The sequence below is a fragment of the Deefgea rivuli DSM 18356 genome (assembly GCF_000620145.1).
In the GTDB taxonomy this organism is placed as follows: Bacteria; Pseudomonadota; Gammaproteobacteria; order Burkholderiales; family Chitinibacteraceae; genus Deefgea; species Deefgea rivuli.
Window position 1 is genome coordinate 22248 of sequence record NZ_JHVM01000018.1, and the last position, 17478, is coordinate 39725.

General features: G+C 49.5%; 19 protein-coding genes. 11 read left to right on the forward strand and 8 right to left on the reverse strand.

The annotated features are described in order from the left end of the window. Positions 1 to 124: 124 nt before the first annotated feature. Entirely contained in the window at positions 125 to 556 is a 432-nt protein-coding gene (rnhA, locus tag Q320_RS0108915; protein WP_027468714.1) for a ribonuclease HI, read from the reverse strand. Between the two features lie 155 nt (positions 557 to 711). On the opposite strand from rnhA, the gene Q320_RS0108920 reads away from it, so the two are divergent. Further along, the gene (locus Q320_RS0108920) at positions 712 to 996 is read left to right on the forward strand and encodes a hypothetical protein (protein ID WP_027468715.1); all 285 of its coding nucleotides are present in this window, start codon (positions 712 to 714) and stop codon (positions 994 to 996) included. A 39-nt stretch (positions 997 to 1035) separates the two neighbouring features. Here the strand turns inward: Q320_RS0108920 and Q320_RS0108925 are convergent, their stop codons facing one another. After that, positions 1036 to 1770 (reverse strand): class I SAM-dependent methyltransferase, encoded by a 735-nt coding sequence (locus Q320_RS0108925; protein ID WP_027468716.1) that lies wholly within the window; start codon positions 1768 to 1770, stop codon positions 1036 to 1038. A gap of 29 nt (positions 1771 to 1799) precedes the next feature. Between Q320_RS0108925 and gloB the strand changes: the two genes are divergently transcribed. From gloB to Q320_RS20770, 10 genes are all read left to right on the forward strand, one after another. Continuing rightward, entirely contained in the window at positions 1800 to 2549 is a 750-nt protein-coding gene (gloB, locus tag Q320_RS0108930) for a hydroxyacylglutathione hydrolase (RefSeq protein ID WP_027468717.1), read from the forward strand. A gap of 90 nt (positions 2550 to 2639) precedes the next feature. Beyond that, positions 2640 to 4229 carry a LysM peptidoglycan-binding domain-containing protein gene (locus Q320_RS19195; RefSeq protein WP_035853274.1) on the forward strand — a complete coding sequence of 530 codons (1590 nt, stop codon included), beginning with the start codon at positions 2640 to 2642 and terminating at the stop codon, positions 4227 to 4229. A gap of 130 nt (positions 4230 to 4359) precedes the next feature. Then, entirely contained in the window at positions 4360 to 4761 is a 402-nt protein-coding gene (locus tag Q320_RS0108940; RefSeq protein ID WP_035853276.1) for a hypothetical protein, read from the forward strand. A gap of 273 nt (positions 4762 to 5034) precedes the next feature. Next, on the forward strand, positions 5035 to 5760 hold the full coding sequence (locus tag Q320_RS19200) for a substrate-binding periplasmic protein (protein WP_051534617.1): 726 nt from the start codon (positions 5035 to 5037) through the stop codon (positions 5758 to 5760). A gap of 206 nt (positions 5761 to 5966) precedes the next feature. After that, entirely contained in the window at positions 5967 to 6758 is a 792-nt protein-coding gene (locus Q320_RS0108955; protein ID WP_051534618.1) for a HesA/MoeB/ThiF family protein, read from the forward strand. Positions 6759 to 6859: 101 nt separating this feature from the next. After that, positions 6860 to 7873, forward strand: coding sequence for a substrate-binding domain-containing protein (locus tag Q320_RS0108960; RefSeq protein ID WP_027468720.1), 1014 nt, complete (start codon positions 6860 to 6862; stop codon positions 7871 to 7873). A gap of 302 nt (positions 7874 to 8175) precedes the next feature. Continuing rightward, on the forward strand, positions 8176 to 8694 hold the full coding sequence (gene gntK / locus Q320_RS0108965) for a gluconokinase (protein WP_027468721.1): 519 nt from the start codon (positions 8176 to 8178) through the stop codon (positions 8692 to 8694). Positions 8695 to 8699: 5 nt separating this feature from the next. Beyond that, a complete protein-coding gene (gene gntU, locus Q320_RS0108970; protein WP_027468722.1) occupies positions 8700 to 10037 on the forward strand; it encodes a gluconate transporter in 1338 nt (445 codons plus the stop codon). A 253-nt stretch (positions 10038 to 10290) separates the two neighbouring features. Continuing rightward, positions 10291 to 10764: a putative pterin-binding protein gene (locus Q320_RS0108975; protein WP_027468723.1), complete on the forward strand. Its 474-nt coding sequence runs from the start codon at positions 10291 to 10293 to the stop codon at positions 10762 to 10764. 8 nt (positions 10765 to 10772) lie between these two features. After that, entirely contained in the window at positions 10773 to 12893 is a 2121-nt protein-coding gene (locus tag Q320_RS20770) for an ATP-binding protein (RefSeq protein WP_027468724.1), read from the forward strand. On the opposite strand, the gene Q320_RS0108985 is transcribed toward Q320_RS20770, so the two are convergent. From Q320_RS0108985 to Q320_RS0109010, 6 genes are all read right to left on the reverse strand, one after another. Beyond that, positions 12874 to 13383 carry a GNAT family N-acetyltransferase gene (locus Q320_RS0108985; RefSeq protein WP_027468725.1) on the reverse strand — a complete coding sequence of 170 codons (510 nt, stop codon included), beginning with the start codon at positions 13381 to 13383 and terminating at the stop codon, positions 12874 to 12876. The genes Q320_RS20770 and Q320_RS0108985 overlap by 20 nt on opposite strands. Positions 13384 to 13476: 93 nt before the next feature. Continuing rightward, positions 13477 to 13962 carry a YHS domain-containing (seleno)protein gene (locus Q320_RS0108990; RefSeq protein ID WP_027468726.1) on the reverse strand — a complete coding sequence of 162 codons (486 nt, stop codon included), beginning with the start codon at positions 13960 to 13962 and terminating at the stop codon, positions 13477 to 13479. A 205-nt stretch (positions 13963 to 14167) separates the two neighbouring features. Then, a complete protein-coding gene (locus Q320_RS0108995; protein WP_027468727.1) occupies positions 14168 to 14959 on the reverse strand; it encodes an ABC-2 family transporter protein in 792 nt (263 codons plus the stop codon). Positions 14960 to 15160: 201 nt separating this feature from the next. Next, positions 15161 to 15958 (reverse strand): ABC transporter permease, encoded by a 798-nt coding sequence (locus Q320_RS0109000; RefSeq protein WP_027468728.1) that lies wholly within the window; start codon positions 15956 to 15958, stop codon positions 15161 to 15163. After that, positions 15952 to 16959 (reverse strand): ABC transporter ATP-binding protein, encoded by a 1008-nt coding sequence (locus tag Q320_RS19210; protein ID WP_084282512.1) that lies wholly within the window; start codon positions 16957 to 16959, stop codon positions 15952 to 15954. Before Q320_RS19210 ends, Q320_RS0109000 begins: the two co-directional genes overlap by 7 nt. Positions 16960 to 16990: 31 nt before the next feature. After that, the gene (locus Q320_RS0109010; protein ID WP_027468729.1) at positions 16991 to 17368 is read right to left on the reverse strand and encodes a hypothetical protein; all 378 of its coding nucleotides are present in this window, start codon (positions 17366 to 17368) and stop codon (positions 16991 to 16993) included. Positions 17369 to 17478 lie beyond the last annotated feature (110 nt).

Genomic DNA, 17478 nt, shown 5'->3' on the forward strand with positions numbered 1-17478 from the left:
ATCACAGTGGTCTTTTTACCATTCAAGCTAATGATTTGGAGTGGGTATCCGCGAAGAGACAAAGCATGAATCATGCTTAAAATTATTTTCCTTCCTGCCTTGAACCCGATTTCGCGCTTGACGTTTAAGTTGATAGCGATTCAACGCCGCGATTGGCGAGTTGGTCAGCGCGCTCGTTGCCCGGATTACCCGCGTGGCCTTTCACCCAGCGCCATTGCACCGTGTGCCGCGCGACTTCTGCATCGAGCTGTTTCCACAGGTCTTCATTTTTTACTGGCTGCTTGGCGGCGGTTTTCCAGCCGTTTTTCTTCCAACCATGAATCCACGTTTCGATGCCGTTTTTAACGTATTGCGAATCGGTATGAATCGTCACTTCGCAAGCGCGCGTTAACGCAGCCAGCGCTGAAATCACGCCGAGCAATTCCATGCGATTATTAGTGGTATGCGCTTCGCCGCCAAAAAGTTCTTTTTCGTGCTCGCCATAAATCATATAAGCGCCCCAGCCGCCTGGGCCAGGGTTGCCTTTACAGGCACCATCGGTGTAGATTTCAATCATTGTTCGTTCACTTTCGGATTAAGTATTCGTGCAAAAGTTTTATGGCAAGACGGGCAAGCCCAAGACAGTACATCTAGTACGACAAGGCGAGACAACGATGCAAGACCGGGTGGCCTTAGGCCAAAACTTTTGCTTATCTATCTAGGATTAGACTTATGCGCCAGATTGCAATTGCTTTAAGCTTCATTTTAACCGCTACGACAAGCGCAGCGGCGACTTTCTGTCCGTGGAAAATACTGGGCGAGGCCAAACCCGAGCGCTTTATCAATCTCACCGTAGTGCAATACGTCGATATTGCAGATGACGAGTTAAGAGTTTCATTTGGCGGCGGTAATTTTGGCAGTGGTTATGATGTCAAAATCGCCATCAAAACCCGTGAAGACGGGCTAAAAATCCTAAAAGCGATGCAAGAGACAGCCAAGCAATGCGATAGGGTATAGCCATCCAGCCATTACTAAATAATGGCTAGATTAATATACCTACTTGCATCGATCTTTATTCGCCTGCTGACGCATTTTCTCAACGGCGACGGCCGTATTTGGATTTACCGTTACGGCGCGCCATTGCGGCTCGATCACATGCATGCCGCGCACGCGTTTTACCGCTTCAAGACAATACACACCGCCACCCGCAGGCCACAAGCGATCACCGGCTTGATCAAAGAATCGGCTTTTTTCTAACCATTTAGAACGCTGGATCGGCGGGCGATAACACAAATGTTCATCGTGCAAGGGTTGCAAATCGAGTAGACCCAACCAATCTTTCAATTTAGGCAGCGCGACAAAATTGCCTTTCCACGGCATATCTTGATTGGGTTTTAAACGGCGCAAACCCCATAAACTCCACGGATTAAAACCCGTAATCAACAAACGACCTTCGGGGCGCAAAGCGCGTTGGCATTCACGCAGCACAGCGTGTGGATCAGGAGAAAAATCCAGCACATGCGGCAAGGCAATTAAATCGAGGCTTTGCTCGTCAAACGGCAATTCATGCGCCACGCATTTCAATTGTGTGCCTGTCGCCTCACCGGCTTGCAAGCGCCACGGCATGCGATTGCTACGTAAGCAATCGATTTGCGGTAATTCCAGTTGCACAGCTTTGTAGCCGAAAATATCCACGGCGGCGCGCTCAAACCATGCCGCTTCACTCAATGCCACATAACGCCCTAAGGGCGTGGCGAGCCAAACGGCAAAATGATCAAACTCAGCATTCATGACGATGATCCACAGGATTGATATACAACATGCTCAAAATAATATGCCTGCCTATTTTTACTGATAATTATATCTGGCTGATGCAGAAAGAAAATCAAGTCATCGCCGTCGATCCCGGTGCGGCTGAGCCGCTGCAAGCGTGGCTGGCCGAACAGCAATGCCAACTCGCCGCGATCTTAATCACCCACCACCATCACGATCACACCGACGGCTTGCCGACCTTAGCACAAGCTGGATTACCCATTTATGGTCCCGCAGGCATTGCGCACGTCAACCATGTGCTCCACGGCGGCGAAACCCTTCATTTGTTCGATGAAGCCTTCCAAGTCATCGCCACACCGGGCCACACTCTGGATCATTTAAGTTACTTTGGCGCGGGCGCGCTGTTTTGCGGCGATACGCTATTTGCTGGTGGCTGCGGGCGGCTATTTGAAGGCACGCACGAGCAACTGTTTCAGAGTTTACAACGCCTCGCCGCATTACCGGCAGATACCCTCGTCTGCTGTACCCATGAATACACGCTGAGTAATTTGCGCTTTGCGCTAGTGCTCGAACCTGCCTTGCCCGCACTGATTCAACGTCAGGCCATCGAAAGCGAAAAACGTTCCCGCAATCTGCCGACTTTACCCAGCACGATTGCACTGGAACTGGCGACCAATCCCTATTTGCGCGTGCATGACGAAGCACTATTTGCTCGCGTCAAAGCACATACGCCCAGCATTCAAACTGAGCTAGATTGCTTCACGGCACTGCGAAAATGGAAGGATTCTTTCCGTTGATCAAGAAATTCCCCGTATCTACGTTGACACAGCAGGAAAGCGGCATTTAGTATCCCAAGATTCATCACACACATCCAATGGGATCGGCTTATGAAGCTGCAATTGCCTGCGCTTATCCTTACTGCCATCTTGGCAACGCCGCTGTTTGCTGCCGACCCCATCATTCGGCTCGATTACCAGCTGAATAATCACCCGCTCCAAGTTGATCACGATACCGCGCAAGTGATGAATGCTTTGTTCAGCAACGGCATCAGCAGCGTCATCAACGCGCCCATCGAGAAAGACTTATGGAGCCGCGTTCGCAAAGGCTTTGTCATTCCCGATATTGACAGCCCATTAGTCAGTAAATGGGAAAACTATTACGCCAGTCGGCCTGATTATTTGAATCGAATCATTAATCGCAGTAATCCCTACCTATTTTTCGTCGTTGAAGAAGTCGAAAAACGCGGCATGCCGATGGAATTCGCGCTGCTACCGATGATTGAATCTGCCTACAACCCGAAAGCAATTTCTTCAGCGCAAGCCGCAGGCATGTGGCAATTTATCCCTGCAACAGGCAAGCGCTACGGGCTAGAGCGTACTTGGTGGTATGACGGTCGCCGCGATGTCGTGGCTGCAACGGGTGCTGCGCTGTCTTATTTGCAAGAAATCCACGGTATGTTTGACGACTGGCAACTCGCATTGGCTTCATACAACTGGGGCGAAAATGCGGTTAAACGTGCGGTCAATAAGAATCTCGCGGCGGGCTTACCTGCTGAATACATCGACTTAAAAATGCCGGATGAAACGCGCAATTACGTACCAAAATTACTCGCGATTCGCAATATCATTGCCGACCCAGCCGCTTATGGCGTTACCTTAACGCCAATGAATAACCAAGCGTATTTCACAACCTTGCAAACCGGCAAACACATGGATGTATCAGTTGCGGCGCAATTAGCGGAAATCAGCGTTGATGAATTATTGCGCCTGAATCCTGGCTTTATCCGCCCCGTTATCGCGCACAAAGATGACCGCCAAATGGTGTTGCCGATTGCGAAAAAAGCCGCATTCGAGCGCAACCTAGCGCAATACACCGAGCCACTACTCAATTGGCAGCCGTATGTGACCAAATCGGGTGAGCGATTTGATGAACTGGCCAGCACTTTTGGCATTGCGCCAGCCGAGCTGCGTGACATCAACGACATTGCTGGAAAAGACAATATCGCCCGCGGCCAAACGATTTTGGTGCCAAAAGTAGCCGGGCTAGACATCTCTGAGCGCCAAACCCTCGCCGCTTTGCATAAAAATCGCGAATCCGATGCGATTGATACCGGCGCGAATGACGCACCGAAAGCGATGCCAGTGCTCGCCAAAACCAATAAAGGTAGCGAACATAAAGTGGCTAAAGGCGATACCTTGTTTAATATCGCCAACCGCTACGGCCTAAGCGTGGCGCAGCTTAAAGCGCTGAACGGGCAAAAATCGAATCATTTAGCGATTGGCGATACGCTGGCCGTACAGCGCAGCAACGCGAAAAACAGCAAAACAGCTGCGCCGATTCGCTATGTAGCCAAGCGCGGTGACACGTATAGCTTAATCGCCAAAAAATACGATGTTGAACTCGATGACTTAAAAAAATGGAATCGACAAAACTTAGTGCCAGGGATGAAAGTCGTTTTATATCAACCCAATAGCTAAGTTGATCCACTCAAAAAAACCGCTGCTCAGTCAGCGGTTTTTTTATGCCGATTCGCCACAAAACGCCGTGCATTTTGCAATGAAAAAGCCTAATCTACCTTAACGATAAGACTTATCGAGAGATTCAATCATGAAACCGCACACCGATCAGCACCAGCAACATAGAGATATTGTATTTAGTGCTCTGCCCACCGATCAGGCGGCGCAAGCGGCTAGAATTTTAAGCCGCATCGTCGGCGTTACAGCACAAGCTCACATCCGCGAGCACCGCGTTACCGTGCAATACGACGTCAGCGAACACAATTTACTGGAGCTCGAAACACTGCTCTGCGACATTGGTTTTCATCTCGATAATCACATTCTGCAAAAAATCAAACGTGCGCTGGCGCATTATTGCGAAGAAGTGCAATGCGATAATCTGCATATCCCCGAACACAATCTAAAAAGCCGCGATGTGTATGTCCAAGTTTGGGGCAATCACCCGCACGGCGACCACGACGATACCCCCGAAGAACTGCGCCGTTATTTATAGTCGGTATACAGCTGTAGACCATATTGCACAATGGCTACCGACAAATACATATAAAAACTACAATGTTTGGATTAGGCATTGAGGCTATAAAAAACCATTCATGGTTCGACAACGCACTCCTGCGCTAAGCCTAAGGGTTCGCCACGAACGATTTTTTTGCCTAAGCTTTGAGCAGCAACAGCAAATCCAAGCATCGCAAAAAAAAACCACATTTAAAACGCCTAAAAATCTGAGATCAATAAAGACATGCTTAAAACCTTGTGCCTCCTTATCATGACCGCAGTGAGCGGCTATGCCAGTGCACAAGTCATCCAAGTTGCCATTGGCGTAACGAAAATGCCCTATATTTCAGCCGAAAACCGCACGGGGATTGAGTACGAAATTATTGATCTGGCACTCAAAAAAGCCGGTTTTTCCGCCCAAATTCAGCATATGCCCATTAAACGCGCACAAAATGAGCTGGCACAGGGACGCTTGGATGCGGCCATCCATACCGAAGGTGCTAACACTTCCGATGCGTATATCACCTATCAAAACATGGCGATTACGCTATGTGAGCGACGGCTGCAAATCGAAAAAATCGCTGACCTGAGCCGCTATCAAGTCGGCTCCTTTCACAATGCGAGCCATGTTCTCGGTACAGACTTTGCCCGCATCGCCAGCGACAAGCGTCGTTTCCGGGAAATATCACCTCAGCAACTAATGAACCGGATGCTGATGGCCAATCACTTGGACGTAGTCATTAGCGACATCAATATTTTTAAGCACACCCAAGCAGAAATCGATCCGCAAGCCACAAAATCACTCTGCCCATTTGCCATTTTCGCACCCACTTTATATCGCCTTCAATTTCGCGACACCACGATGAGAGATAAATTCAACATCGCACTCAAACAGCTGCGCGAACAGGGGCTGTATGAAGCCTTGGCAAAAAAATACAACACCGCCCTCGACCAAAAGACACCTTACTTCAAACCCAAAGGGCACGGTTTAAATTAACGCTCTTGAATTTCCTGCGTGCCCGACAGCGATACAGATTCGTCAAATAAGACCGAGTTCTCGACCTACGAATTGCATCATATCGGGAAGTGATTTCGAACCATGTCCGGAGCTAAAACAAAGCATCTGCAGCAAGGCGCAGCAGGCTATAATTTACAGCTCACTACTTGGCTCACTACTTGGCTCACTACTTGGCTCACTCGCTTATGACCTTCTGCCCCACCCGCACTGCGAAAATTGATCTCGATGACGCCGCTTTATTACGTTACAGCCGCCATATTTTGCTCGATGAAATCGGCATCGAAGGCCAAACAGCGCTCAGCAATGCGCATGTTTTAGTCATCGGCGCGGGCGGTTTAGGCTCGCCGGTGGCGCTGTATTTAGCCAGCGCAGGCATTGCTACACTCACAATTGTCGATGATGATGTGGTGGATCTGACTAATTTGCAGCGGCAGATTATCCATACTGAAGCCAGCGTGGGCAGCAATAAAGCCGAATCAGCCAAACATTCTTTAAGCCAGCTCAATAGCCAAATTAATATCATCGCTCTGGCTGAACGCGCCACAGGTGAGCGCTTGCTGGAGCTAGTTCGCGCGGCCGATATTGTTGTTGATTGCTGCGATAATTTTGCCACTCGCCACGCGATTAACCGCGCTTGCGTCGCAACGAAAACACCGCTGGTTTCTGGCGCTGCGGTGCGTTTTGATGGCCAGCTCACCGTGTTTGACAGCCGAGTTGCTGGCGCGCCCTGCTATCACTGCCTATTTAGCGAAGATGGAGAAGATAGTGACAGCCCATGCGCCACCTTTGGCGTGTTTGCGCCGCTGGTTGGCATGATTGGCGCAGCGCAAGCCGCTGAAGCGCTTAAAGTGTTGATGGGCTTGGGCGAAACGCTAATTGGCCGTTTGCAACTGTTTGATGCACGCAACTCGCGCTGGCGTGAAATGAAGTACAAACAAGATCCACACTGTCCAGTCTGCGGCGATGCTGATGCTTGAAAAACCGCGCCGCCCTTCACTGCAAGACGTCGCTGATGTCGTTGGCACATCGAAAATGACTGTAAATCCCGTTATCTCTGCGTGCCAAATGCGATCCAATCATGCTTGAAAAACCACGTCGCCCCTCCCTGCAAGACGTTGCTGATCTCGTCGGTACATCGAAGATGACAATCAGTCGTTACCTGCGTTCGCCCGAACAAGTCGCGGCACCTACCGCAACTAAAATTGCCGCAGCCATGAGTGAGCTGGGCTATATCCCCAGCCGAGTTCCCGAAATGCTATCCAATTCCCGCAGCCGCGCGATTGGCGTGCTGTTGCCGTCCATGTCGAATCAGGTTTTTTCGGCCGTCGCGCATGGCATTGAGCAAGTCAGCACGCAAGCGGGTTATCACACGCTGTATGGTCATTACGGTTATGAAGCTGAACGCGAAGAGCAGCAAATCGAGCAATTGCTGTCCTTCCATATCGACGGGCTAATTTTATCCGAATCCAATCATACGGCGCGCACGCGGCAAATGCTGGCAACCGCCGCGATTCCGGTTGTTGAAATCATGGATTTGCCAGCGCAGCCGATTGATTTGGCGGTAGGCTTGGATCACCGCGCCGCCGCGATGGCGATGGTGAATGCGATGCTAGATCAAGGTTGCCAGCACATGGTGTATTTAGCGGCACGAATGGATACGCGAACGCAGCTACGCGAAGCGGGTTTTCGCGCCGCATTGGCCGCACGTCAACTCCCCGCACATGTGGTGCAAACCAGCAAATCGTCGAGCTTTACTTTGGGCGGCGAACTCATTCGCCAAGCGCTCCAAGAAGTCCCGCAGCTCGATAGCGTGTTTTGTACCAATGACGATATCGCCGCTGGCGCACTGCTGGCTTTGCAAAGTATGGGTAAACGTATTCCGCAAGATGTGCGCATTGCGGGCGTTAACCACCTGGATATTGGGCTGGCGCTGCAACCGCAATTGGCCAGCATCATTACGCCGCGCGAAGCGATTGGCCGCCACGCTGCCGAGCGCTTAATTGGCAGCATCAACGGCCAAACCTATGCGGAGCGCACACTCGATCTGGGCTTTACTTTGTTTATGGGCGGCAGCGTCATCACTCTACCTTGATGTATTGAACGCCAAGCCATTAGCTGCAATGCATACAGCCCAATACATGATGTAGTAAATATTAACTCGACTACATACGTAGTATCCCTAGGCCAATTTCACGCCTCAATCCCTGTTTTTGCTTGAATCCACTTCAAAATGTAGGCAAGATGTTACCAATAACATGTTACTGGTAACATTGATTCAAAGTTCTCATGCAAAAGTTTATCGCAAAACGTAGTCTCCGCAGACTGTGCAACAAGTACGGCAAGGCAAAGCGATAAAACTGATGTTTCACTACTCATTTCGATTGGAGTCGAAAAATGACAAGTACAACCAAGGTATTCGTTCTGATGGGCGTTTCGGGCTGTGGTAAATCCGCCGTCGCCAGCCAACTCGCACAAAAGCTAGGCGCGGCATTTTTGGATGGCGATTTTTTACATCCGCGCGCCAATATCGAAAAAATGGCATCCGGCCAACCACTCAATGACGACGATAGAGCGCCGTGGCTGGCAGCACTGAACGATGCCGCATATGCAATGCAGCGCGCCAATCCTGTCTCGCTCATCGTTTGCTCATCGCTCAAAAAAGCCTATCGCGATCGCCTGCGCGTGGGTAATCCAAATTTAGCGTTTCTGTTTTTAAAAGGTGATTTCGATTTAATCGAGCAGCGCTTAATCGCGCGAAAAGGTCATTTTCAAAAAAGTGGCATGTTGGCCTCACAATTTGCCGCACTGGAAGTGCCCGGCGCGGATGAGACGGATGTGATCGTGATTGATATCGCGCCGCCACTCGATGTCGTGATTGATGAGGCCTACACCGCAATTTTGGCGCAGGAGTAATCATCATGGAAACGTTCACTCTGATCTTTACCGCGCTCGGCTCGGTGCTCTTGCTACTGTTTTTAGTCATGAAAGCGCGCTTGCACGCTTTTGTTGCGCTGATGATCGTGTCATTTGGCGCAGGGATTTTCTCGGGAATGCCAGTCGATAAAATCGCCGATACGATGCAAAAAGGCATGGGCGGCACGCTGGGATTTTTAGCCGTGGTCGTTGCGCTGGGTGCGATGTTTGGCAAAATCCTGCATGAAACCGGTGCACTGGATCAAATCGCCGTTAAGTTACTCGATAAATTCGGCCACAGCCGCGCCAATTACGCGCTTGGGATTGCCGGTTTGATTTGCACGCTGCCGTTGTTTTTTGATGTGGCGATTGTGTTGTTGATCGGTGTGGTGTTTGCCGTAGCGCGCCGCACTGGCGGCAATGTGGTAAAACTGGCGATTCCTTTATTTGCTGGCGTTGCAGCTTCAGCGGCGTTTTTGATTCCCGGCCCAACCGCGATGCTGCTCGCCTCGCAAATGAATGCCGATTTTGGCTGGATGATTTTGCTCGGGCTTGCTGCGGCAATTCCAGGCATGATTTTGGCGGGGCCCGTGTTTGGCAACTTCATCAGCAAACACGTACATTTGCCGCTACCTGATGATGTCAGCGAGCCTACATTAGGGCAAAGCCAAATGCCTTCGTTTGGCTTTAGCTTGTCACTGATTCTATTTCCTTTGCTGCTAGTCGGCCTAAAAACCATCGTCGCGCGCTTTATTGATACCAGCGGTACGCTACATCAATGGCTGCAACTGATCGGCCATCCGTTCTCGGCTATTTTGTTGGCATGTTTGCTGGCAATCTATGGCTTGGCGATTCCACGCGGCATGAGCAAAGAAAAAATCATGGAAGTATGTAGCGCTGCATTGCAACCAGCGGGGATTATTTTGCTGGTGACGGGTGCTGGCGGCGTGTTTAAACAAGTATTGGTCGATTCAGGTGTTGGCCCTGCCCTGGGTAATGCGCTGATTGGCGCGGGTTTGCCGATTGCATTGGCCTGCTTTGTGCTCGCTGCTGCGGTACGTGTGATTCAAGGCTCGGCGACGGTTGCTTGTTTAACCACCGTCGGCCTCGTATTGCCGGTGATTGAGTTCGCGGGATTTTCTGGTGCGCAATTGGCAGCCTTGTCGATTTGTATTGCGGGCGGCTCGATTGTTCTGAGCCATGTGAATGATTCTGGCTTTTGGCTCTACGGTAAATTTACCGGCGCCAATGAAGTACAAACACTGAAAACGTGGACTGTGATGGAAACCATCCTTGGTAGCACAGGCGCAATCGTCGGGATGATTGCATTTTCGGTATTATAAATCGCGTGAAATCCGCTCACAAAGCCGCGTTTTGCGGCTTTGCGTTTTTCTGCGCCAAGAATCAGCACAAGCGACTCCGCATAATTTACAAGCCTCAAGCTTGCTACATAATTTTGACAGTACAACACCCAAAGCAAGAAACAACACTCATTCGCCGATTATCTGTTCAAGCACTTCCCAGCGCGGCAATTAATCACATCATGCTTATATTCACGTTACAATTTAAAGCTAATTAAATAATAAGAGAGACACGATGCTGCGTATTTTGCTACTAAGCCTTTGCCTTTTGAGCCCGCTGGTTCACGCTGAAACGATGAACGACAAAATCATCCTCACTGTAAACGGTAAATCTCCAGTAACAGAAGTGCAGCTGACCGAAGCCATGCTCGCCAAAATGCCGCAAAAAAGCATGACGCTCAACACGCCTTGGTATCCCACCCAACAAACCTTCGAAGGCCCGCTACTGCGTGATGTTTTGAAATTAGCCAATATCAAATCAGGCAATATCACGCTTAAAGCGCTAAATGACTATGCGATTTCGATTCCGGTCGGCGATGCGCTGCAATACGATGTGATCGTTGCACGATTACTGAATGGCAAGCCGATGTCGGTACGGGAAAAAGGACCGCTATTTATCGTGTATCCATTTCATGAACACGAAGAATTACGCAAGACAGATTACTATCGCCGCTGTAGCTGGCAATTACGCAGCATCACCGCAGAATAAGCTCACCCATGACCCGATTTAGACTGATCCTCGCGGCAATCTGCATTGTCTTGCTCGCTAACTTTAGCTTGATGGTGCATTTTGAACTCAAGCAAAAAGCGACGCTCAGTCACGCCAGCGAGATTGGTTTAGATAACCAGCTATGGCAGTTTTTTCAGCTCAATAATGAATATCAACGCCTGCGCGAAGCAGTGCAATACGGTAATCCGGCTGAGCGCGAGCAAATTGATCTGCGCTTTGATATTTTTTACAGCCGAATCAATAGCTTTGCCGCCGGAGAAATTGAATCGGCATCGCTATTTCAACACCACGAGCTGAGCGAGCCACTGGTCGCGCCACTGGTACAGTACATCCATGAAGCGGCGAAAATCTTAGAAAAGCCATCATTAAGCCAGCAAGACTGGCTCACTTTCCAAACAAAAACGCTAGCTCAAGAAAACCTCGTCAATCAGTTGATTCAAGCCGCGCGCACGCACGATGCTCAGGAAGTCGATGCCAACCGCCAGGATATTCGCCACTGGGGCGAGCTACGAATTATCCTCGCCACAGCCCAAATGCTACTGCTACTGGTTTTCGCCTCTCTTGGCGTCTATGCGCTCTGGCGCTCAGAAAAAAGTCGGCAGCAATTGGCAGAGACGGCCGAGTCACTACTTGAAGCACGCCAGCAGGCCGATGTCGCTAACGCGGCCAAAAGCCGCTTTTTGGCGCACATCAGTCATGAAATTCGCACGCCGCTCACGTCAATTTTGGGCTACACCGACCGACTTTCCCGCAAAAGCACTTTGGCCGCAGAAGACCAACGCGAAATCGGCTATATCGCCAAAAGTGGCGCTCACTTACTGAGCCTACTCAATAATGTGCTGGATCTATCCAAATCCGACCAAAATAAACTCAGCCTAATCAATGAGCCACTCAATTTCAAACAGCTCAAACAAGAGCTGGAAACGATGTTTGAAATGATGGCGCAAAGTAAATCAATTCAATTTTCCATTCTATTTGCCCGCGATTTGCCCGAGAACGTTGAGCTGGATGCGGGGAAATTTCGTCAGATTTTGATTAATCTGATTGGCAATGCGCTGAAATTTACCAACTCTGGCGAAATTAATGTCACCTTTTATGGCGAAGAATTCGCCGATTATTATCAACTGTCGGCGGCCGTATGCGATAGCGGATGCGGTATCAAAGTCGAAGATCAGCAGCGGATTTTCCAGCCTTTCGAGCAAAGCGAATCAGGTCAACTCGCGGGCGGAACAGGGCTGGGATTGGCCCTAAGCCGCGATTATGCACGCTTGATGCAAGGCGATATTAGCTTTAATAGCCAGCTCGGTTGTGGCAGTGAATTTACCGTTACGGTGAAAGCCCAGCACTTTGCTGCCCCGCAAAAAGTCGCCAGCCCGACCGTGATTCTCACTCAAAAAAGCAATCCACCCTTAGCAGGCAAGCTGATTTTGGTGGTCGAAGATCAGGCGGTAAATCGTGAAATGATTTGCGAAATCTTGCATGATTTCGGTGCCAAAACACTGGAAGCTGCCAATGGCCTTGAAGGTTTACAGCAAGCACAGCTTCATCCCGAGATCGACGATATCATCATGGATTACCAGATGCCGGAAATGAATGGCATCACTGCGGCCAAACAGCTACGCGAACAAGGCTGGCACAAACCGATTTATTTGGTTTCGGCCAGCCCTTTAAATGAATTGCAACTCTCCGCCGGCTTTGCCGCGTTTACCGGCCATTTGCGAAAGCCATTTACCATTGATGAGATTGTGGCTTTATTAAACGGGCAGCCCATCAGCAGCCCCCAGCACAATGAAGCCAGCGCGCTGCTGGATGCAACAACGGCAATGCGCAATTTGGGATTTACCACTGAGCGCTTCTGGCCCGTGTGCCAAAGAGGTTTAAACCGAATTGAAGAATTAGAAGTCGCCTATATTGCGGCGCTGGACGTGGATGCGCAGGCAGATGCCATTCGCCACGCCCACAGTGCGAAAGGGATCGCCTTACAAATTGGTGCAAATGCGCTGGCGCAAGCGTGGGCACAATTAGAAACCGCCCCCACTCTGCCTTTAACTGATTTAATCGCCTTACGCCAACAAACTCAGCAAGCGCTCAAGCAGTCTCAGGCTTAAGCCGCAAACCTAAAATCACCAAATCGCGCTCAATCTCATCGAGCACTGCGACGCGTGGCAAATGCCCCCAAGTGCTAAAACCCATTTTTTCAAATAGTTGGATACTGGGGGTATTATGCCCAAAGACAAAGCCAAGCAAGCTATGCAGACCAATACCTGGCGCAAAATTCATTGCAGCGCAAAGTAAAAATCGACCCAGCCCTTGCCCACGCACGGACTCGGCTAGATAAATACTCACTTCGGCAGTACCTTGATAGGCCGGACGGCCATAGAAACTAGAAAAAGACAGCCAGCCAACGATTTCACCCGCTTGCTCCACCACCCATAAAGGACGATCAGGCCGCTGATGCGCATCAAACCAAGCTTGGCGGCTCGCAACGCTCACCGGCTCGGTGTCGGCAGTCACCATCCTCGATGCAACCGTGCTGTTATAAATAGCAACAATCGCTGGTAAATCAGCGATTGTTGCAAGTCGATAAGCCCAATTCATTCCTTCCCCAGTCGCAGCATCACAATGATGGTGACTGTATCTGCACCCAAGGCTTCCAGCAAGACGGAAAAGCCGTACAACTTCTGCTCAGGATTACAGGCCTTTCGGTGCGATATTTTTAATCGTGTTCCAGCTCACCGTCGCTACTTTCAAATTGCCTGAAACATCAACCAACCAGTTTTTCTGCACTTCTTTGCTTTGCAGTACAAATAAATAGCCATCCACAATGCGCCACGCCGTTGGATCGCTATCAATTTTCTTATCTTTCGCAATCCCCATCGCGCAAAAAGCACCAAACTTAGGCGCGTATTGCGTTGGATTGGCTTTGAATTTGGCTAGATTTTCCGCAGAAGCGAACCAATAAGTTGCGCCTTCAAACACAAATTTATAATCATCGCTGCCCATCATAGGGCCTTTGCCGGTGAAATAAGACATTGGATCAAAACCACGCAGCGCAACCCCTTTCTCATTCACATTCACAGGGCGGCTTGAATTAGCATCAAAGGCCAATACAGTCACTGGTGCCGATATCAATAGCGTAGCGGCAAGAATACAAGAGCGAAGGGCTGGGGAGAACATGACAAATCCTTATCAATAAATGCTTACTAAAAAAACTTACGGCGCTCATTAGGCCAGATGACCTTGAGCGCCGTCAATTTTTACACATCTTGCATTGCACAAATCATACGTATTAGGACTAATCAATCAGTAATACCACTCACAAAATACTTAGCCTTTGATTTTTAGCGATTTTTTCTATTGACAATTACAATTCTTTACAAAACTAACCGCCAGCACCTGCGTAATGACGCATCCCCGCTTGCCACATCCAGTTGAGTCCTGCCACACATACCCCTGCTAGTAAGGCCATACCCAGCCAAGTCAATGGCAAACTCGCATTACGCAGTAAGGCTTGGCACGGCCACCACACGGTGCCCGCCAAGGGTAGCGCCATGAAAATCATCGTCGCCAACTTCGGAAATAAATCGAGCGGATAGCGCGACATATCAACTAATTTTCCGGTCGTCATAAATACCGGATGCGATTCGCCCAGCCAAAAACATGTCGACAATGCAGCTAAATTAATCACCCACAGCACCAATGCTGACAAGGGCATCAGCAAAGCAAAGCCAACATAAAACATTGGTTCAAATAAAAGTGAGCTACCCCACAAACCAAACAGGCAGTAAGCCAAACCGATCACCAACACGATAAAACCCTGAGGATGAAAGCGCTCCAACGCCAAAAGCAGTAAGGGATTGGCGGGCCGAGTATAAAAACGCAAAAACGCACCGGTTTTTAGCCAATGCTCTAGCCAAAACATACTGTTGTAACACGCACTTTGCGGCGCAAAAATACAGAACATAAAGCCCTGCATAAAAATCAATTCACCCCGATTCCAACCGGCAATCGTGCCTGTCGCGCCGAGCATAAAATACAAAGTAGCTGCAGTCGATAAAGACGTCACGGCCACGCCCAAAATAATCAGCGCAAAATCGGCTCGATTTTCCAAACGCGCCCGCGCTTCTGATCCCACCATGCGCCGATACGCGCGCCAAAATGGACTGAGTTGCATATAAATCCTTTTAAATTTATTAGTCCACGAAAGACACGAAAGGCACGAAAAGGGTCAAAAAACACCAATACAAAGTCTGTATATCTATGCAGATCAATTAAATCATGAGCTACAAGCAGATACCCATCAAGACAATTAAATCATATCGCTTTTGATTTTTTTCGTGCCTTTCGTGCTTTTCGTGGACTCTGGTTTTAGCTTTTACGCTCCAAACACAATTAATTTTCTCAGCACAATCCGCCCCGCCAATCCAGCAGCAAAAAGGAAAACCAGCGTCCACGCCGCCTGAATGAGCACAGGCTGAAAACTCACAATCTCGCCGGTGATATAGCCAACGGGCGTATTAAAAAAATGTCCGAAGGGCAAATACGCCAACACCTCGCGCATCGCCGCTGGGAAAAATGCCAAGGGAATCAGCGCGCCGCCCAAAAATTGCACCAGCGCATCTTTACTCGCTGTGATACCCCACAAGTCCGTCGCGATAAATCCAGCCAAACCGACGACAAAATCAATGCAAAATAGCAGCACAAAAGACAAAGCAACTGAAAGTAGCGCCAAGCCTATGGTTTGTGGCGCTAAGCGCAAATCAAACCACCATAAAAACGCGATAAACGCCGGCAGGATATACACGGCTTGCGCCAAAGCACGCCCCAAGGCAATCGAAAACTGCCGCACATTGAGCGACATCGGCAAGATGAGCTGCGTCGCAATTTCGCCCGAACGAATCTCACGCGCCATGCGCCAATCGGTTCCGACATGCAAAAAAGTAAACAGCGTTTGCGCCACCGCAACATGCAAAAATGCAGCCTCGAAACTCATCCCCGCCCGCATTGGGCTGTCTTTAAATAGCGCCGACCACAAGTAATACAGCAGCCACATCGCAATCAAATAGCCAAAAGTCACCAACCAGCGCCCTTTTCTATCGGTAGCCAGAATGCGTGCGCTCCCCCAAACCAATGCCGCACAGCCCTTCAAAGGCAGTCGTGGAATACTCAACATACCGCCTCCGTTTTATTGGCCAAGTAAAAACCATGCAGCAATTCTTCAAATTCCTGCTCAACAGGTTTGAGTTCGCTCACAGAATACGGCGCAAGCAATTGCATTAACTCAGCAAACGGCAGCGTGTCGTGGCGCGCAATTTCCAACCAATCACCGCGCAAACGCACTGGCAAGGCTGAATGATGCTGACGCAAAATCAATTCAGCCGCCGCGACCAAATCCGGCTGTAAACGCGCCGCCCACCAGCGGCCATCGCCAGCGTGTTGGCGAAATTGCGCCAAGCTACCGTCAAAACGCAGCGTGCCTTTGTCGATCAATAACAGCCGCTGCGTGAGCCGTTCGATATCGCCGACGTCATGTGACGTAATCAGCACTGTCGTTCCTGCGTCTACATTGAGTTTACGAATCAGGCCGCGCATTCTGGATTTCATGTCCAGATCCAGCCCAATCGTCGGTTCATCCAAAAACACCACATCAGGGCTATGCAAAAACGCAGCTGCGATCTCACAGAGCATGCGCTGACCTAAGGACAGCGTGCGTACTGGCCGATGATAAAACTCGTCCAAATTCGCTTCGCGGCGAAATAAATCGAGTCGCGCATTAAACGCGGCCTGCGGCACATCAAATAAAGCCTGCAAAATTTCAAATGAATCCTTGACTGGCAAATCCCACCATAATTGGCTGCGCTGGCCAAATACCACGCCAATTTTCTTGACGTATTTAACTCTATCCCTTTGTGGATGATGGCCAGCGACCAATACCTTGCCTGAGCTGGGCGCTAAAATGCCGGTCAACATTTTAATCGTCGTCGATTTTCCCGCGCCATTGGGGCCGACTAAACCGACGCACTCGCCCGCCGCGACGGTGAAACTCACATCACTAACCGAGAGTTTGTCCTCGAAATTAGCGCGAATTAAATGTTTAAAACGCTCGCCCCAATTTTTAGGCGCGACCGGCGTACGGTACACACGGCTTAGGTTTTCTACTTCGATCAGCATCATTTATTTCCCTGTATAAATCGGCTAGCTCTAGTTATTTTGAATCCAGTCTGCGCCAAATTTCATGCTCAACTTGCACGCCATTTTCCCAACGCGTGTTATGCCAAAGATCGCCTTCAATGCAAAACTGAAACGCAAACTCACGGCCCAATAAATGCAGTGAACTGGTCGTTTGAATTTGCTCAACGTAACGATCCGCTTCGACTGAATACACGCCACCCGCACAACATGAAAATGCATCACCCGCATGCGTGATAAACGTAAAGTGAGTTTCCGACAAAACTTTGAGCGAGTTATATTTCACCGCTTCGTAATCCACCATCGGCCCATCGCTCTCTTCTTGGCATTCACCCGTCACCAAAGCCCAAGCACCCATCATCGGCGGCTGAATTTTAATTGTTACGTTAGTCATTCCAAATACCCTGGCAACATTGAAAGGTAATAGACAGTTAATTTACAGGCTTGATCAGATATTGAAAATGTTGCAACATGACATTTAGTTTGTTTAAAACTCACACAGCA

Bases quoted from the DNA above. Each gene is read 5' to 3' on its own strand.
- Q320_RS0108960 (WP_027468720.1), top strand. From the start codon at position 6,860: ATGCTTGAAAAACCACGTCGCCCCTCCCTGCAAGACGTTGCTGATCTC.
- Q320_RS19200 (WP_051534617.1), top strand. From the start codon at position 5,035: ATGACCGCAGTGAGCGGCTATGCCAGTGCACAAGTCATCCAAGTTGCC.
- Q320_RS0108955 (WP_051534618.1), top strand. From the start codon at position 5,967: ATGACCTTCTGCCCCACCCGCACTGCGAAAATTGATCTCGATGACGCC.
- Q320_RS20770 (WP_027468724.1), top strand. From the start codon at position 10,773: ATGACCCGATTTAGACTGATCCTCGCGGCAATCTGCATTGTCTTGCTC.
- gntU (WP_027468722.1), top strand. From the start codon at position 8,700: ATGGAAACGTTCACTCTGATCTTTACCGCGCTCGGCTCGGTGCTCTTG.
- Q320_RS0109010 (WP_027468729.1), bottom strand. From the start codon at position 17,368: ATGACTAACGTAACAATTAAAATTCAGCCGCCGATGATGGGTGCTTGG.
- gntK (WP_027468721.1), top strand. From the start codon at position 8,176: ATGACAAGTACAACCAAGGTATTCGTTCTGATGGGCGTTTCGGGCTGT.
- Q320_RS0108940 (WP_035853276.1), top strand. From the start codon at position 4,360: ATGAAACCGCACACCGATCAGCACCAGCAACATAGAGATATTGTATTT.
- Q320_RS0108990 (WP_027468726.1), bottom strand. From the start codon at position 13,962: ATGTTCTCCCCAGCCCTTCGCTCTTGTATTCTTGCCGCTACGCTATTG.
- Q320_RS0109000 (WP_027468728.1), bottom strand. From the start codon at position 15,958: ATGTTGAGTATTCCACGACTGCCTTTGAAGGGCTGTGCGGCATTGGTT.
- gloB (WP_027468717.1), top strand. From the start codon at position 1,800: ATGCTCAAAATAATATGCCTGCCTATTTTTACTGATAATTATATCTGG.
- Q320_RS19195 (WP_035853274.1), top strand. From the start codon at position 2,640: ATGAAGCTGCAATTGCCTGCGCTTATCCTTACTGCCATCTTGGCAACG.
- Q320_RS0108975 (WP_027468723.1), top strand. From the start codon at position 10,291: ATGCTGCGTATTTTGCTACTAAGCCTTTGCCTTTTGAGCCCGCTGGTT.
- Q320_RS19210 (WP_084282512.1), bottom strand. From the start codon at position 16,959: ATGATGCTGATCGAAGTAGAAAACCTAAGCCGTGTGTACCGTACGCCG.
- Q320_RS0108985 (WP_027468725.1), bottom strand. From the start codon at position 13,383: ATGAATTGGGCTTATCGACTTGCAACAATCGCTGATTTACCAGCGATT.
- Q320_RS0108925 (WP_027468716.1), bottom strand. From the start codon at position 1,770: ATGAATGCTGAGTTTGATCATTTTGCCGTTTGGCTCGCCACGCCCTTA.
- Q320_RS0108920 (WP_027468715.1), top strand. From the start codon at position 712: ATGCGCCAGATTGCAATTGCTTTAAGCTTCATTTTAACCGCTACGACA.
- Q320_RS0108995 (WP_027468727.1), bottom strand. From the start codon at position 14,959: ATGCAACTCAGTCCATTTTGGCGCGCGTATCGGCGCATGGTGGGATCA.
- rnhA (WP_027468714.1), bottom strand. From the start codon at position 556: ATGATTGAAATCTACACCGATGGTGCCTGTAAAGGCAACCCTGGCCCA.